Consider the following 16,112-nt stretch of genomic DNA (forward strand, 5'->3'; position numbering starts at 1 on the left):
ACAGCTTTTTCCAGGCCACCTTTTCAACCGCCATCGTTTCCGTTGCCATGCGTGTCGACCTGTTCGATTTCGAGCTGCCCCCCGAGCGGATTGCGCTGCGTCCGGTCTCGCCGCGCGACGCGGCGCGGATGCTGGTCGTGCACCCCGGCGACGCGCCCGAACTGACCGACGCACACGTCTTCGACCTGCCGGCGCTGCTCCGCCCCGGCGACGCGCTGGTGGTGAACGACACCCGCGTCGTCCCCGCCCGCCTCGACGGCATCCGCCGCCGCACTTCCTCGCAGGGCGAAGGCGTGCGGGTCGAAGCCATGCTCCACAAGCGCGTCGGCCCCGATACCTGGCTGGCGCTGGCGCGCCCCGGCAAAAGGCTCGCGCCCGGCGACCGCATCGCCTTCGGCGGGGAGGGCAATACCTGCCTCCTCGGCTCGCTCGACGCCACCGTGGAAGAGAAGGGGGAGGGCGGCGAGGTCACGCTGCGCTTCGATCTTTCGGGCGCGGCTCTGGACGAGGCCGTCGCCGCCGTCGGGCATATCCCGCTGCCGCCCTACATCGCGGCCAAGCGGCCGGACGACGAACAGGACCGCAGCGACTACCAGACGATGTTCGCCGCTTATGAAGGCTCAGTGGCCGCACCCACGGCCGGCCTGCACTTCACGCCGGATCTGATCCACCGGCTGGAGGAGCGGGGCGTCGAGACCCATCGCGTCACCCTGCATGTCGGCGCCGGCACCTTCCTGCCAGTCAAGGCGGACGACACCACCGACCATCGCATGCATGCGGAATGGGGCGAGGTCTCCGCCGCGACGGCCGAGGCGCTCAACACCGTGAAGGCGCGCGGCGGGCGCGTCGTCACCGTCGGCACCACGGCGACCCGCCTCATCGAGAGCGCCGCTTCGGACGCTGGCCGGCTCGCCGCCTGGCGTGGCGAGACCGACATCTTCATCACGCCCGGCTACCGCTTCCGCTTCATCGACGGCATGCTCACCAACTTCCACCTGCCGCGCTCGACGCTGGTGATGCTGGTGGCGGCCTTCATCGGCCATGAGAGCCAGAAGCGCGCCTACACCCACGCGATCGCGAACGGCTACCGCTTCTATTCCTATGGCGATGCCTGCCTTTTGCTGCCAAAAGCGCGCGCATGATCGAACAGACCGAATTCCAGTACCGCCTGAAGGCTACCGACGGCGCCGCACGTCTCGGCGAGGTCCTCACCCCGCGCGGCGTCATCCGCACGCCGGCCTTCATGCCGGTCGGCACCGCCGGCACGGTGAAGGGGATGTATCCAAGCCAAGTGCGCGAGCTCGGCGCCGACATCCTGCTCGGCAACACCTATCACCTGATGCTGCGCCCCGGCGCCGAGCGCGTGGCGAAGCTCGGCGGCCTACATGAACTCATGCGCTGGCCGCACCCGATCCTCACCGATTCCGGCGGCTTCCAGGTCATGTCGCTAGCCGCGCTGCGCAAGATGAGCGAGAACGGCGTCACCTTCCGCTCGCACATCGACGGTTCCTATTACGAGCTCACGCCCGAGCGTTCGGTCGAGATCCAGGGCCTGCTCGGCTCCGACATCCAGATGCAGCTCGACGAATGCGTGCGCCTGCCGGCGAGCCGGGAGGAGATCGCCCGCGCGCTGCGCCTGTCGCTGCGCTGGGCGGAGCGCTCCAAGAAGGCGTTCGAAAGCCAGCCGAAGGGGCGGGCGCTGTTCGGCATCGTGCAGGGCGGCGACGATCCGGCGCTGCGCGAGGAATCCGCGCGCGGCCTCGTCGACATCGACTTCCCCGGCTATTCCATCGGCGGCCTCGCGGTTGGCGAGCCGCAGGACGTGATGCTGAGGATGCTGGAGGTGGTGAACCCGATCCTGCCGGCCGACAAGCCGCGCTACCTGATGGGTGTCGGCACGCCGGACGACATCATCGAGAGCGTGGCGCGCGGCGTCGACATGTTCGACTGCGTGATGCCGACCCGCGCCGGCCGGCACGCCCAGGCCTTCACCCGCTTCGGCAAGATCAACCTGAAGAACGCTCGCCATGCCGAGGATTCCCGGCCGCTGGACGAGGAAAGCGACTGCCCGGCGGCGCGCGACTACAGCCGCGCCTATCTTCACCACCTCATCCGCTCGGACGAGATGCTGGGATCCATGCTGCTGACCTGGGTGAACCTCGCCTACTACCAGAGCCTGACGGCCGGCATCCGCGCCGCCATCGCCGAAGGCCGGTTCGAGGACTTCAAGGCGGGAGTGAAGGAAGGCTGGGCGCGCGGCGACATACCGGCGCTCTGAACGCCGCTCGGCCCTCAGAAATCGTCCCCGGAATCGTCATGGCCGGGCGTGGCCCGGCCATCCACGACTTCCCTCGGTCAAGACGTGGATGCCCGGCACAAGGCCGGGCATGACGTCGTCCGGCCGGATCAGCCGTGCAGCTTGGCGGCGATGCTCGCGACGTGCTTGCCCTGATAGCGGGCGCCGTCGAGCTCGGCCTTGGAGGGCTGGCGGCTGCCGTCGCCGTCCGTGATGGTGGACGCGCCATAGGGCGAGCCGCCCTTGATCTCGTCGACGCCCATCTGGCCCTGGAAGGCATAGGGCAGACCGACGACGACCATGCCGTGATGCAGCAGGGTCGGGACGAAGCCGAGGATGGTCGATTCCTGCCCGCCATGCTGGGTCGCCGAGGAGGTGAACACCGAGCCGACCTTGCCGACCAGCGCGCCCGTGAACCACAGGCCGCCCGTCTGGTCGATGAAGCTGCGCAGCTGCGAGGTCACGGTGCCGAAGCGCGTGCCGGAACCGAAGACGATCGCGTCGTAATCCTTGAGTTCGTCGACCGTGGCGATCGGGGCCTTCTGGTCGAGCTTGAAGCCCGCCTTCTGGGCGACTTCCAGCGGCACCGTCTCCGGCACGCGCTTGACCGTCACCTCGGCACCGGCTTCGCGCGCGCCTTCGGCGACCGCTTCCGCCATGGCTTCGATATGCCCATAGGACGAGTAGTAGAGAACGAGAACTTTGGCCATCGGATCGACTCCTGTATCGGTTCGCCGGGCCGCTCCGTGGGCCCCGCCTGAATTCGTGGCGCAAAGCTAGTCCGCCCCCGGCGACACCGGAAGCGGTATGATCGACAGGACGGTCTTGCATCCATGCAATGCGAAAGTCCTTGGCCCTCCATTCGCGCATCCACCGAAAGCGGCAGCATGAAAGGGCAGGGCGTCTTGCCATCGCCGGACGAAACCCTTAATGCCCCTCCCGTGGGAGCCCGTAGCTCAGCCGGTAGAGCACGTGACTTTTAATCATGGGGTCCTGGGTTCGAGTCCCAGCGGGCTCACCACCGTCAAACTTCCGAGCGGGATCGACTAGGTATCTGGCCTTAATTGCGGCCACCGCCGATCCCGGTACAGTCTGCCCCCGCGGGGTGATGGTATCCCCGTCTCCGGCCATTCCGGCCAAGGGCGCAGGCGCAATGAGTGCAACGGTACGTTCGGTTACCTACGATCTTCTGCGGAAACTCGAACTGACGACCTTCTTCGGCAATCCCGGCTCGACCGAGGAAACCTTCCTCAAGGACTTCCCGGCGGATTTCACCTATCACCTCGCGCTGCAGGAAGCCTCCGCCATTGCCATTGCCGACGGCTATGCGCAGGCGACCGGCAAGCCGGCCATCGTGAACGTCCACACCGCCGCCGGCCTCGGCAATGCGATGGGCAATCTGATCACCGCCAGCCTCAACAAGACCCCGCTCATCGTCACCGCCGGCCAGCAGACGCGCGAAATGCTGCTGATGGAGCCCTGGCTCACCAATGTCGACTCCACCCAGCTTCCACGCCCGTGGGTGAAGTGGGCCTATGAGCCCGCGCGTGCGGAGGACGTACCCGCCGCCTTCATGCGCGCCTACGCCACCGCGGTGCAGGCGCCGGCGGGTCCGGTGTTCCTGTCGCTCCCGCTCGACGACTGGGACAAACCGTTCGACGGCCCGGCCGTGGTGCGCACAGTGAGCCGTCGCATCGCTCCCGATCTCGACCGGCTGGAGGAATTCGCCGACCTGCTCTCGCGCGCAGCTAATCCCGCGCTCATCTTCGGTGCCGCCATCGATCGCGGGCACGGCTGGTCCGCCGCCGTCGCGCTGGCGGAGAAGCTCGACGCGACCGTTTGGGCGGCACCGGCGAGCGAGCGGGCACCGTTCCCGGAAGACCATCCGCTCTATGTCGGCGGCCTTCCCTTCGCCATCGGCCCGCTTTCCGAGCGGCTGAAGGGCCATGACGTCGCCATTGTGATCGGTGCGCCGGTGTTCCGCTATTACCCCTATGTCGCCGGCGAGTATCTGCCCGCCGGGCTGCGGCTGCTGCATATCAGCGACGATCCGGCCGAGACGGCCCGCGCGCCCGTGGGCGACAGTCTGGTCGGCGACGCCGTGCTGGCGACGCGGGCGCTGGCCGACCTGGTGAAAGCCCGGGCCTCCAGCGGCGCGAGCCGCCCGAAACTCTCGCACCGCATGGCGCCGCACCCGGCCGCCGAGCCGAAGGCCTCCACAGGTCCCGTGCCGACCGCCGCCGAGGTGTTCGCCGCGCTCGCCGAAGTGCGGCCGTCGCATGCCGTGCTGGTCGAGGAGTCACCGTCCAACCTCGCCGACCTGCACCGCCGCTGGCCGATCACCGAGCCGGCGACCTTCTTCACCTTCGCCAGCGGCGGCCTCGGCTGGAACCTGCCGGCCTCGGTGGGCATCGCCCTCGGCGAGCGCGACACCGGTCGCAGGCGGCCGGTGATCATGGTCATCGGCGACGGCTCGTTCCAGTACTCGGTGCAGTCGCTGTGGACCGCCGCCCGCGAGAAGCTGCCGATCGTCTTCATCGTGTTGCGTAACGGCGAGTACGGCATCCTCAAATCCTTCGCGGTGCTCGAGGACACCCCCGGCGTGCCCGGCCTCGACATTCCCGGCATCGATATCGTCGCCCTGGCGAAGGGCTATGGCTGCACGGCCGAGCGCATCACCGACCTCGCGGCGCTCAAGGCCAAGGTCGCCGCGGCGTTCGGCGGCGACGGCCCGCATCTCTTCGAGGTGCCGATCGATCCGTCGATCCCGCCGCTGATCTGATCGCCAGCTTGCGCGCGTCGACGGAAGCTTTTCCGCCGGCGCGCGGAAAAGTGACACGATGACGTCGCGGCACCGCCGTTTCCTCTTCTGTGGTTACGGCGTACCAAAGCGGGCGCCTTTGCCGACCGATGGAGACCTCCATGCCCTCGACCACTGCCCGCGTACCGACCGCCAATGCCAGCCGCTATCTCCAGCAGCTCTGCAAGCACTGGGCGCACAAGCTGGAGGTTTCCTTCACGTCGGAGCATGGCGAGGTGAAGCTGCCGGACGGCGCGCTCGCCACCATGGACGCCGCGCCCGAGGCGCTCGACGTGCGCATCGAGGCCGGCGACGCCGAGGTTCTGGAGCGGATGAAGGACGTGGTGGCACGCCATCTCGACCGCTTCGCCTTCCGCGAGGCGCCGCTGCCCTTCGACTGGCGCGACGCCGCCTGAGCCGCCGTTCACCCGCTCTTGCGGATGCGGAAGGCGATCACGGCGCCGTCCCGGTCCTGCGCCTCCAGCGCGTGACCGGCCTGCTGCACGAGATGGGGAATGTCGATCACCGCCATCGGGTCGGTGCACTCGACGAGGATCACCGTTCCCGGCGCCGCACGCTCCAGCGCCCGCCGCGTGTGCAGCGCCGGCAGGGGGCATTTCAGCCCCTTCAGGTCGAGCCGCAGCGCGGCGGTTTCGCGGTCCATCGCACAACTCCCGCGCCCGAGTAGGACGGCCGCCCGCCGCCGGCAAGCGGAAAGCGTGATCGGGCGATGGCGCCCGCCCGCTTGACGCGACGGCACCGAAGCCCGAGTTCAGGGAAACAGCGAGGGGAGGCGTGCATGCGGCTGATCGGCTTTGCGGGATGGAGCGGGGCGGGCAAGACCACGCTGCTGGCGCGGCTCATTCCGGTGCTCGTCGCGCGTGGCCATCGCGTCTCGACCATCAAGCACGCGCATCACGAATTCGACGTCGACAAACCCGGCAAGGATTCCCACACCCACCGCGTCGTCGGCGCTTCCGAGGTGCTGGTCTCCTCGGCCAATCGCTGGGCGCTGATGCACGAGCTGCGCGGCGCGCCGGAGCCGGACCTGCCGGAGCTGGTGAGCCATCTGGCGCCGGTCGATCTGGTGCTGGTCGAGGGCTTCAAGCGCGACCATCACCCCAAGATCGAGATTCACCGCGCGGAGGTCGGCAAGCCCTTCATCCACCCGCAGGACCCGTTCGTCGTCGCCATCGCCTCCGACACGCCGCTGCCGGGCCTGCCGCTGCCGGTGCTCGCGCTCGACGACGTGGAGGCCATCGCCGATTTCGTCGACCAGCACGCCGCGCCGATCGACGGCATCGCGTGGCGGCCCGACGCCGGTCAGAGCGCCGGATAGGCAGCGACCAGGCGCTCCGCCTCGGCGAGGTCGTCGGGCGTATTGACGTTGAAGAACGGATCGAACGGATCGGCCGGCCAGTCGATCGCGGCGGCGCCCAGCCGCTCGGTCCAGCGGTCCATGCGGCGCTCGCCGTCCTCGACCAGCCGCCGGCGTAGTTCGCCCCGCGCCTCGACCGGCCACAGCCCGACCACCGGATGCGCCCGTCCGCCCGAGTGCGCATAGGCCGCCCCGGTCTCCACAGCCGCCGACAGAAGGCGCCGGGCGAGATCCGAGGGCAGGAAGGGGCAGTCCGCTGGCACGGTCAGCAGGAAGCGCTCCTCCGGCCGATGCCGCGCCACATGGTCGAGCCCGGCGAGAATGCCGGCCAGCGGCCCCGGCGCATTGGGCAGGGTGTCCGGCACCACCGGCAGGTCGAGCCCGAAGCGCGCGGCGGAACCGTTGGCGTTCAGCAGCAGCGCGCGCACCTGCGGGCGCAACCGCCGCGCGATCCGCGCGAGGATCGTCTCGCCGCCAAGCACGCGCAGCGCCTTGTCGCCTCCGCCCATGCGGCGCGACAGGCCACCGGCCAGGATGAGGCCGGTCGGAACATCGGCGGCCATTACGTCACCGGCCGGGTCAGGAGATAGGCGGAGACGGCGACGAAGATCGCCCCGATGATCGTCAGCACCGGCACGGAGAGGCCGATGACGACCAACAGCCCGAAGCTGCCCGCCATGCTGCCGGTCGCCACGAGCTGGGCCCAGCGCGGCACCACGCCGTTCTCGCGCCACGCCACCACGGAGGGGCCGAGCCGCGGATGGGTCAGCAGCCAGTTCTCGAAGCGCGGCGAGGAGCGGGCGAACAGCCAGGCGGCAAGAATGAGGAACACCGTCCCCGGCATCACCGGCGTCACGATGCCGACCACGCCGAGAGCCACGCACACCCAGGCGAGCACGAACAGGATCCAGCGTCCGGGTGCCGCAAGGGAATAAAGTTTCGGCCGCCGCTCCATCATCGGGGTTCGCATAGCCGCACCATCAAGTCATTCGATCCTACTCATACAATATTCATCCCGCGCTTAGGAGTTTCACCGCCACGTCGCGTTCAAAAATATGTAAGAGCAGGCGCAGTGCGGCGCCACGCGGGCCAACGAGATCAGAATCGTTCTTAACTGTTGCTGTCGCCTCGGCCCGCGCGCGCTCCAGAAGATCGCCATGTATCTCCAGCCGTGCGAGGCGGAAGCCCGGAAAGCCGCTCTGCCGCGTGCCGAGCACATCGCCTTCTCCGCGCAGCTTCAGGTCCTGCTCGGCGAGGAAGAAGCCGTCCTCGGAGGAGCGCAGCGCCTCCAGCCGCTGCCGGGCGACCTCGCCCAGCGGGCGGCGGTAGACCAGCAGGCAGGTCGAGGCGATGTCGCCGCGCCCCACGCGCCCGCGCAATTGATGAAGCTGGGCGAGGCCGAAGCGCTCGGCGTGCTCGATGACGATGATGCTCGCCTCCGGCACGTCCACCCCGACCTCGACGACCGTCGTCGCCACGAGGAGTTGCGTCTGCCCCGCGGCGAAGGCGGCCATGGCGGCGTCCTTCTCGGCCCCCTTCATCTTGCCGTGCACGAGGCCGACGCGCGCGCCGAAATGGGCCTGCAGGTCGGCGAAGCGGGCCTCGGCCGCCGCGAGGTCGGAGCTTTCCGATTCCTCCACCAGCGGACAGATCCAGTAGGCCCGCCGCCCCTCGGCGAGCGCCCGGCCGAGGCGGGCGACCACCTCGTCGAGCCGGTCGGAGGGGATGGCGCGGGTGTCGATCGGCTGGCGACCCGCCGGCTTCTCGCGCAGCTCGCTCGAATCCATGTCGCCGAAATAGGTCAGCACCAGCGTGCGGGGAATGGGCGTCGCGGTCATCACCAGCACGTCGACCGCCTCGCCCTTGGAGGCCAGGGCGAGCCGCTGGTGCACGCCGAAGCGGTGCTGCTCGTCGACGACGGCGAGCGCGAGGTCGCGGAAGCTCACGCCCTCCTGGAACAGCGCGTGGGTGCCGATGACGAGGTCGATCTCGCCGCTCGCCAACGCGGCCAGAAGCTGCTCACGGGCACGCCCCTTCTCACGCCCGGTCAGCAGCGCCACCCGCAGTCCGGCCTGCCGCGCCAGCGGTTCGATGGTCTTCAGGTGCTGGCGTGCGAGGATTTCGGTCGGCGCCATCAGCGCCGCCTGTCGCCCGGCCTCGATGACGGTCGCCGCCGCCAGCAGCGCCACCACGGTCTTGCCCGAGCCGACATCGCCCTGCAGCAGCCTCAGCATCCGGTCGGAAGAAGCGAGGTCGGCGCGGATGGCCTTGAGCGCCTCCACCTGCGAGCCGGTGAGCGAGAAGGGCAGGGCCGCCTCGATCCTCCGCGCCAGCGCGCCGTCGCCGATGCTCGGGCGTCCGGCCTGCTTCACCGTGCGCGCCCGCAGCAGGGCGAGCGCGAGCTGGCCGGCCAGCAATTCGTCATAGGCGAGCCGCCGCCACGCCGGGCCGGCGGGGTTCGCGTCAAGCGTGTCGTGCGGCTGGTGCACGGTGCGCAGTGCGGCATGGAAGCCGATTACCGGCGCCTCCGCCTGCCATTCCGGCAGCTCGGCGGTCTGCGCCAGTGCGGCCTCGACCGCGCGCCGCACATGGCCATGGCCGAGCCCTTCCACCAGCGGGTAGATCGGCTCGATGGGCGGCAGCTTGGCGAGTCCGGCGGCGTCCACCACGCGGTCGGGATGCACCATCTGCGGGATGCCGTCATAGAGCGTCACCGTGCCGGACACCCAGCGCGTCTCCCCGACCGGCAGCAGGCGCTCCATCCAGCTCCGCTCGGCCTTGAAGAAGGCCAGCACGAGGTCGCCGGTCTCGTCATGCGCGTAGACGCGATAGGGCGCCCGCGAGCCGCGCGGCGTGGGTACGTGCCGGTCGACATGGATTTCCACCGTCACCACCGTGTCCGGCACCACCTGCGACAGGGTGGGACGCGCCCGCCGGTCGATGGTGGAGGAGGGCAGGTGCATCAGCAGGTCGAGCACCCGCGCGCCTTCCTCATGCCCCAGCAGCCGGTTGAAGGGCCGGGCGAGCTTGGGACCGATGCCGGGCAGGCCGGTGATGGACGCGAAATAGGGATTGAGGATGTCGGGCCGCATGGTGCGGGGAAGGTGGACGAAGGCGCGCCCGTGCGCAACGTAGCGGGCCGCTCGTCATCCCCGGGGCTTGGCCCGGCCATCCACGACTTCCGTTCAGCCCGGCGTGCGCGGCAAGTCGTGGATCCCCAGGCCAAGCCCCGGGGATGATGGCATTGCCGTTCCGGCTATGCGCTCCGCCTGCAGCACCGATCCGGGCCCGAGCAAAGGTTCTTCAGCCTCGCCCCACATACCCATCGCGTGACATCGCCCAATGCCTACCTGACATCGGCCGCGTGCCGCGCTAAACACTCGGCCTTCCACGGCCTTGAGCCTTTGGGGCACAGAACCCACATGACCGGAACCACCCGTTCGAGCGCCGGGCTCGATGCCCGCCGCCGCCGCATCCTCTACCGCGCCTGGCATCGCGGCACCCGTGAAATGGACCTTCTGATGGGCCGCTTCGCGGATGCCTATCTCGCCGCGCTGAGCGAGGAGGAAGTGGCCGATTTCGAGCTGCTCATCGAGGTTGAGGATCCCGACCTGTTCGGCTGGATCAACAGCGGCGAGCCTGCTCCGGAATTCGACACACCCATTTTTCACCGCTTCCGGCAGTTCCATCTGTCGGGTGAGGGCGTTCCCGAAATATGAAGACTCCGCATTCCGCCATCATCTCGCGCCTTTCTGCCGGCCGGACTCTGACGCTCGCCAACGTGCCCGCCGGCATGGAAGGGCTGGTGGTGGCCGATCTCGCGCGCGCCCTCGCCGCGCAGGAGAACGCCCCCTGGCCGACGCTGATGGTCGTCTGCCGCGATACCGAACGCATGGCGGAACTCGAACGCGCGCTCGGCTTCTTCGCGCCCGGCGTCGAGGTTCTGCCTTTCCCCGCGTGGGATTGCCTCCCCTATGACCGCGCCTCGCCGAACGCGTCGATCATCGCCCGGCGCATGACGACGCTGGCCCGCCTCGCGCGGGTGAAAGGACGCGAAGCGGGCACCATCGTGCTCACCACGGTGAACGCGGCGCTCCAGCGCGTGCCCCGGCGCGATCTGGTGGCCACGCAGTCCTTCTCGGCCGCCCCCGGCAACGCGCTGTCGCTCGACGAGGTGGTCGGCTGGGCCGAGATCAATGGCTTCCAGCGCACCTCCACCGTGCGCGACACCGGCGAATACGCGGTGCGCGGCGGCATCGTCGACCTGTTCCCGCCGGGGCTTCCGGCCCCCGTGCGGCTCGACTTCTTCGGCGACACGCTGGAATCCATCCGCTCCTTCGATCCCGAGACCCAGCGCACGGCCATGCAGATGCGCGCGCTCGATCTCGTGCCGATGAGCGAATTGCAGCTCACCACCGAGTCGATGCGCCGTTTCCGCATGGCCTATGTCGCCGCCTTCGGCGCGGCCCAGCGCGGCGACCTGCTCTACGAGGCGGTCAGCGAGGGACGTCGCTATCCCGGCATGGAGCACTGGCTGCCGCTGTTCCATGACGGGCTGGATACGCTGTTCGACTACGCGCCGGACGCGCCCATCGTCATGGAGGCGCAGGGGGATGAGGCCGCCGCTTCGCGCCTCGACCAGATCGCCGACTATTACGATGCCCGCAAGCACGGCATGGAGCACGCCTCCGGCGGCGCCCCGTACAAGCCGCTCCCGCCCGACGCGCTCTATCTCACCGCCGAGGAGTGGCAGGGCCGGCGTCAGAAGGCGGCGAATGTCGCCGTCTCCGGCTTCGCCCTGCCGGAATCCAAGGACGTCATCGACCTCGACGGCCGCCCCGCGCGCTCCTTCGCGCCGGAACGCGCGGACCCGGAGGTGAACCTCTTCGAGATCGCCGCCGACTATCTGCGCGATCTCGCCACGAAGAAGCGCACCATCCTCGCCGCGTGGTCGGACGGCTCGCGCGACCGCCTCGCGACGGTCCTCGCCGATCACGGCTTGAAGGGCACCCAGACCATCGGCTCACGCGACGCCGCTGACACCCTGCCGAAGGGCGCCATCGGCCTCGCCGTTCTGGGCATCGAGGGCGGCTTCGAGACCGACACGCTCGCCGTCATCGGCGAGCAGGATATTCTCGGCGACCGTCTGGTGCGGCCCAAGCGCAAGGCGCGGCGCCCGCAGGACGTCATCGCCGAGCTGACCTCGCTCACCGCCGGCGACCTCGTGGTGCATGTCGACCACGGCATCGGACGCTTCATCGGCCTCAAGACCATCGAGGCGATGGGCGCGCCGCACGACTGCCTCGAGATCCACTACGCGGAAGGCTCCAAGCTCTTCCTGCCGGTGGAGAATCTCGAGCTGCTCTCGCGCTACGGCTCGGAGGATACCGAGGCGCAGCTCGACCGGCTGGGCGGCGGCGGGTGGCAGGCCCGCAAGGCGCGGATGAAGAGCCGCATCCGCGAGATGGCGGCCGAGCTCATCAAGGTCGCCGCGCAGCGCCAGCTCCAGGAGGCGCCGCGCCTCGTCCCGGCCGCCGGGCTCTACGACGAGTTCCGCGCCCGCTTCCCCTATGAGGAGACCGAGGACCAGGAAGCCGCCATCGAGGCGGTGTTCGACGATCTCGGCTCCGGTCACCCCATGGACCGCCTCGTCTGCGGCGATGTCGGCTTCGGCAAGACCGAGGTCGCGCTGCGCGCCGCCTTCGCGGTGGCGCTCAGCGGCAAGCAGGTGGCGGTGGTGGTGCCCACGACGCTGCTCGCCCGCCAGCATTTCAAAACCTTCTCCGAGCGCTTCAAGGGCCTGCCCATCGTGGTGCGGCAGGCCTCCCGGCTGGTCACGGGCAAGGAGCTGTCGGAGACCAAAAAGGGCCTCGCCGACGGCACGGTCGACATCGTCGTCGGCACCCACGCCCTGCTCGGCAAGACCATCTCCTTCAAGGATCTCGGCCTCGTCATCATCGACGAGGAGCAGCATTTCGGTGTCTCCCACAAGGAGCGGCTGAAGCAGCTGCGCGCCGAGGTCCATGTGCTCACGCTCACCGCGACGCCGATCCCGCGCACCCTTCAGCTCGCCATGACCGGCGTGCGCGAGCTCTCCATCATCGCCTCGCCGCCGGTGGACCGCCTCGCGGTACGCAGCTTCGTCACCCCCTTCGACCCGCTGATCGTGCGCGAGGCGCTGCTGCGCGAGCGCTACCGCGGCGGCCAAAGCTTCTACGTCTGCCCGCGCATCGAGGACCTCGCCGAGGTCAAGGACTTCCTCGACCGGCAGGTTCCGGAGGTGCGGGTCGCCGTCGCGCACGGCCAGATGGCGGCGACGCAGCTCGAAGAGATCATGTCCGCCTTCTATGACGGCCAGTTCGACGTGCTGCTCTCCACCACCATCGTGGAATCCGGCCTCGACATCCCGACCGCCAACACGCTGATCGTGCACCGCGCCGACATGTTCGGCCTCGCCCAGCTCTACCAGCTGCGCGGGCGCGTCGGCCGCTCGAAGACGCGCGCCTACGCCATCTTCACCCTGCCGGCGGAAAAGCAGGTGACGGCCCAGGCCGACCGCCGGCTCAAGGTGCTGCAGTCGCTCGACACGCTGGGCGCCGGCTTCCAGCTCGCCAGCCACGACCTCGACATTCGCGGCGCCGGCAACCTGCTCGGCGACGAGCAGTCCGGCCACATCAAGGAAGTCGGCTACGAACTCTACCAGGAGATGCTGGAGGAGGCGATCGCCAACCTCAAGGCTGGCATCACCGCGCCGGTCGCCGACAAGTGGTCGCCCACCATCTCCATCGGCACGCCGGTGCTGATCCCGGAGGAGTATGTCGCGGACCTGCATGTCCGCCTCAGCCTCTACCGCCGGCTGGCCGATCTGGAGACGGATGCGGAGATCGAGTCGGTCGGCGCCGAGCTGGTCGACCGCTTCGGCCCGCTCCCCGAGGAGGTCGAGCAGCTTCTCAAGCTGGTGTCGATCAAGGCGCTCTGCCGCCGCGCCAATGTGGAGAAGGTCGATGCCGGCCCGCGCGGCATGGTGCTCACCTTCCGCGACGGGCTGTTCCCGAACCCGGCCGGCTTCATCGCCTATGTCGGCAAGCCTCACGTCGTCGCGAAGATGCGCCCGGACGGAAAGGTGGTGTTCTCGGAGGACTGGCCGAGCCCGAATGCGCGGCTCAAGGGCAGTGCGGCCATTCTCAAGGAGCTGGCGAAGATCGCCGAGCAGGGCGCCAAGGCAGCGTAAGCCGCCCGGCGCCCGGTATCGTCACTCGATCGGGCTGCCATAGGCGCCGTCGCTGTCCGGCAGGATGTCGGCATCGACGTCCGAGCCCGGACCGGCGTCGTTCATGTAGTCGCCGCCAGCCTGGTTCATGTAGTCCTGGCTCTTATCGGTGCCGGGATCGTTCGGCATCGGGCCGGGATCGAGGTAGTTCGGGTTGTTGATCGGCGGAATGGTGATCTCGAGGCCACCACCGTTCCCCGGCTGGGCCCTCGGATGCACCGTGATCGATTCCTGCGCGGCCGCAGGCAGGGCGCCCGCGATCACGAGAGCGACGGCGGAAATGACGGCGTAACGCATGGTCCGGCTCCAGGACGCGATTTTCGGCGACTTCGACAGGGTGACGCGCAGCAGGTCCACCGGACCGGCGCGTCACGTTCTTCCCTAAGGACCGCGTTCCGGCCGCGCTGTCCAGCCCTTCATGTGCCCGAAGGCGAGGTTTCCGCCGGCCGTGGTAGCGCTCTCCTTAACGTCGCTCGTGGAGCGGCGGGATCAGCCCGCCCCCTGCCACCAGCTCTCGGCCAGCGTTCCGGAAAGCGCCACCCGCGCCGGCCGCTCCACCTTGCGCCAGCGCGCCACCCATTGGCCTGGCGTGTAGAAAAGCGGCACGGAGAAGCGCGCGGAGATCAGCACCCGGTCGAGCGCCCGCACGGCGGAGACGAAATCCGCCCGCTCGCGCGCGGCGAGCAGCGCCTCGATCATCGCGTCGGCGGCCGGGCTCTTCAGGCCCATGAAATTGCGCGTGCCCGGCGTGTCGGCGGCGGCCGAGCCGAAATAGAAGGACTGCTCGTTGCCGGGCGAGAGTGACTGGTCCCAGATATAGGGCACCATGTCGTAGTCGTAGGTCTGCTTGCGGGCCTCGAATTGCACGTTGTCGACCAGCCTTATGTTCAGCTTCACGCCGGCTCGACGCAGCATGTTCTGGTAGGCGAGGGCGAGCCGCTCCTGGTCCTTCGTCCCCACCACGAGCTCCGGCGCGAAGGGCCTGCCCGTGGCGCGCGAGGTGAGGGTGCCGCCCTTCAGGTCCCAGCCGGCGGCGGCGAACAGTTCCAGTGCCCGGCGCAGCCGCTCGCGGTCGCGGCCCGAGCCGTCGGAGCGGGGCGCATGCCAGGTACCCTCCATCACCTCCGGCAGCACCGTATCGGGGAAGCGCGCCAGCAATTCGCGCTCGCGCGCATCGGCCGGGCGGCCGAGCGAGGACAGTTCGGAGCCATCATAGAAGCTGCCGTTGCGGCGGTAGAGGCCGAAATAGAGATTCTCGTTGGCCCATTCGAAGTCGAACAGCTCGACCATGGCCTGCCGCACCCGCACGTCGGTGAAGATCTCGCGACGCATGTTGAAGATCAGCGCCGAATAGGGCTTCGGCATGCCGGTCTCGATCTCCTCGCGGACGATCCGCCCGTCGCGCACGGCGGGAATGTCGTAGCCGGTCTTCCAGCGACCCGGGTCGGTCTCGAAGCGTATGTCGTAGAGCCCGCGCTTGAAGGCCTCGAACTGGGCGTTCACGTCGCGATAGAAATCGTAGCGCAGGCTGTCGAAATTGAAGTTTCCGCGATTGACCGGCAACTCCCGGCCCCAATAGTCCGGAACGCGCGCCAGGATGACGGTTTCGCCGGGCTTGACCTCGACCGCCTTGTACGGGCCGCTCCCGAGCGGCGGGGTGAAGCTGGTCTGCTCGAAGCGCTCGGGATCGACCGCATGGCGGGCCAGCACCGGCATGAGCGCGAGGATCAGCGGCAGCTCACGGTCGACCACCCCGAAGGTGAAGCGAATGACGCGCGGCCCCGTCACCTCGGCCTTCGCGACCTTGCCGTAATAGGAGCGGTGATTCGGCCGCCCCTTTGCCCGCAGCAGCTCGAAGGAGAAAAGCACGTCATCCGCCGTCACCGGCGCACCGTCCGAGAAGCGGGCGCGGGGATCAAGCTCGAAGGCGACATAGCTGCGGGCGTCGTCCGTCTCGACGCTGCGCGCCAGCAGGCCGTAGCAGGTGAACGCCTCGTCCGGGCTGCGGGCCATGAGGCTTTCGACAATGTTCCAGCGCACGAAGGGCGGGGCCGTGCCGCGCACGATGAAGGGGTTCAGACTGTCGAAGGTGCCGACCGCACCCTGCGTCAGCCGTCCGCCCTTCGGTGCGTCGGGATTGACGCTCTTGTAGTGCGTGAATCCATCGGGATAGAGGGGCTCGCCATGCATCGCGATGCCGTGGCGGGCCGCGGCGGCTTCCGCGCGGGCGAATGACAGTGGAGAGTAGCCGAATGCCGCCCCGCACCCGGCGATTAATACGTTGCGCCCGAAGGCGCGCCGGGTGATATCGATCACGCCTCGGCTCCCTGGTCACAGATTCGGCTCGCGGCCATGGCAGAGTTCTAGC

14 protein-coding genes and 1 tRNA gene are annotated in these 16,112 nt (G+C 69.0%); 8 read left to right on the top strand and 7 right to left on the bottom strand.

Going from position 1 to position 16,112, the window contains the following annotated elements; genetic code table 11:
* Nucleotides 1-47: 47 nt before the first annotated feature.
* Nucleotides 48-1,142: a tRNA preQ1(34) S-adenosylmethionine ribosyltransferase-isomerase QueA gene (queA, locus tag STARVERO_RS06585; protein ID WP_159598300.1), complete on the top strand. Its 1,095-nt coding sequence runs from the start codon at nucleotides 48-50 to the stop codon at nucleotides 1,140-1,142.
* Nucleotides 1,139-2,278 carry a tRNA guanosine(34) transglycosylase Tgt gene (gene tgt / locus STARVERO_RS06590; protein ID WP_144343541.1) on the top strand — a complete coding sequence of 380 codons (1,140 nt, stop codon included), beginning with the start codon at nucleotides 1,139-1,141 and terminating at the stop codon, nucleotides 2,276-2,278. Before queA ends, tgt begins: the two co-directional genes overlap by 4 nt.
* Nucleotides 2,279-2,406: 128 nt before the next feature.
* Here tgt and wrbA read toward each other — a convergent pair whose 3' ends face one another.
* Nucleotides 2,407-3,006 (bottom strand): NAD(P)H:quinone oxidoreductase, encoded by a 600-nt coding sequence (wrbA, locus tag STARVERO_RS06595; RefSeq protein ID WP_159598301.1) that lies wholly within the window; start codon nucleotides 3,004-3,006, stop codon nucleotides 2,407-2,409.
* 235 nt (nucleotides 3,007-3,241) lie between these two features.
* Between wrbA and STARVERO_RS06600 the strand changes: the two genes are divergently transcribed.
* The 3 genes from STARVERO_RS06600 (at nucleotide 3,242) to STARVERO_RS06610 (ending at nucleotide 5,512) form a co-directional block, all read left to right on the top strand.
* A tRNA-Lys gene (locus STARVERO_RS06600) sits at nucleotides 3,242-3,317 on the top strand.
* 132 nt (nucleotides 3,318-3,449) lie between these two features.
* The gene (gene mdlC, locus STARVERO_RS06605; protein WP_159598302.1) at nucleotides 3,450-5,078 is read left to right on the top strand and encodes a benzoylformate decarboxylase; all 1,629 of its coding nucleotides are present in this window, start codon (nucleotides 3,450-3,452) and stop codon (nucleotides 5,076-5,078) included.
* Between the two features lie 140 nt (nucleotides 5,079-5,218).
* Nucleotides 5,219-5,512 (top strand): DUF2218 domain-containing protein, encoded by a 294-nt coding sequence (locus STARVERO_RS06610; protein ID WP_159598303.1) that lies wholly within the window; start codon nucleotides 5,219-5,221, stop codon nucleotides 5,510-5,512.
* A gap of 8 nt (nucleotides 5,513-5,520) precedes the next feature.
* Here STARVERO_RS06610 and STARVERO_RS06615 read toward each other — a convergent pair whose 3' ends face one another.
* Nucleotides 5,521-5,760, bottom strand: coding sequence for a sulfurtransferase TusA family protein (locus STARVERO_RS06615; RefSeq protein WP_144343537.1), 240 nt, complete (start codon nucleotides 5,758-5,760; stop codon nucleotides 5,521-5,523).
* Between the two features lie 135 nt (nucleotides 5,761-5,895).
* Between STARVERO_RS06615 and mobB the strand changes: the two genes are divergently transcribed.
* On the top strand, nucleotides 5,896-6,435 hold the full coding sequence (gene mobB, locus STARVERO_RS06620; protein ID WP_144343536.1) for a molybdopterin-guanine dinucleotide biosynthesis protein B: 540 nt from the start codon (nucleotides 5,896-5,898) through the stop codon (nucleotides 6,433-6,435).
* On the opposite strand, the gene mobA is transcribed toward mobB, so the two are convergent.
* Genes mobA through recG form a run of 3 tightly spaced genes read right to left on the bottom strand, consistent with a single transcriptional unit; the run spans nucleotide 6,420 to nucleotide 9,566 of the window.
* Nucleotides 6,420-7,037, bottom strand: coding sequence for a molybdenum cofactor guanylyltransferase MobA (gene mobA / locus STARVERO_RS06625; protein WP_159598304.1), 618 nt, complete (start codon nucleotides 7,035-7,037; stop codon nucleotides 6,420-6,422). The genes mobB and mobA overlap by 16 nt on opposite strands.
* Nucleotides 7,037-7,444, bottom strand: a complete 408-nt coding sequence (locus STARVERO_RS06630; RefSeq protein WP_244616626.1) for a YbaN family protein — start codon at nucleotides 7,442-7,444, stop codon at nucleotides 7,037-7,039. Before STARVERO_RS06630 ends, mobA begins: the two co-directional genes overlap by 1 nt.
* 40 nt (nucleotides 7,445-7,484) lie before the next feature.
* A complete protein-coding gene (recG, locus tag STARVERO_RS06635; RefSeq protein WP_159598305.1) occupies nucleotides 7,485-9,566 on the bottom strand; it encodes an ATP-dependent DNA helicase RecG in 2,082 nt (693 codons plus the stop codon).
* Nucleotides 9,567-9,896: 330 nt separating this feature from the next.
* Between recG and STARVERO_RS06640 the strand changes: the two genes are divergently transcribed.
* Nucleotides 9,897-10,193 carry an FAD assembly factor SdhE gene (locus tag STARVERO_RS06640; protein ID WP_144343533.1) on the top strand — a complete coding sequence of 99 codons (297 nt, stop codon included), beginning with the start codon at nucleotides 9,897-9,899 and terminating at the stop codon, nucleotides 10,191-10,193.
* Nucleotides 10,190-13,705 (top strand): transcription-repair coupling factor, encoded by a 3,516-nt coding sequence (mfd, locus tag STARVERO_RS06645; RefSeq protein WP_159598306.1) that lies wholly within the window; start codon nucleotides 10,190-10,192, stop codon nucleotides 13,703-13,705. Before STARVERO_RS06640 ends, mfd begins: the two co-directional genes overlap by 4 nt.
* A 21-nt stretch (nucleotides 13,706-13,726) precedes the next feature.
* Here mfd and STARVERO_RS06650 read toward each other — a convergent pair whose 3' ends face one another.
* Together STARVERO_RS06650 and STARVERO_RS06655 are read right to left on the bottom strand one after the other, a co-directional pair.
* Entirely contained in the window at nucleotides 13,727-14,041 is a 315-nt protein-coding gene (locus STARVERO_RS06650) for a hypothetical protein (protein ID WP_144343531.1), read from the bottom strand.
* A gap of 192 nt (nucleotides 14,042-14,233) precedes the next feature.
* Nucleotides 14,234-16,060 (bottom strand): extracellular solute-binding protein, encoded by a 1,827-nt coding sequence (locus STARVERO_RS06655; protein ID WP_422802128.1) that lies wholly within the window; start codon nucleotides 16,058-16,060, stop codon nucleotides 14,234-14,236.
* Nucleotides 16,061-16,112 lie beyond the last annotated feature (52 nt).

Source organism: Starkeya nomas, assembly GCF_902703545.1.
Taxonomy (GTDB): Bacteria; Pseudomonadota; Alphaproteobacteria; order Rhizobiales; family Xanthobacteraceae; genus Ancylobacter; species Ancylobacter moscoviensis.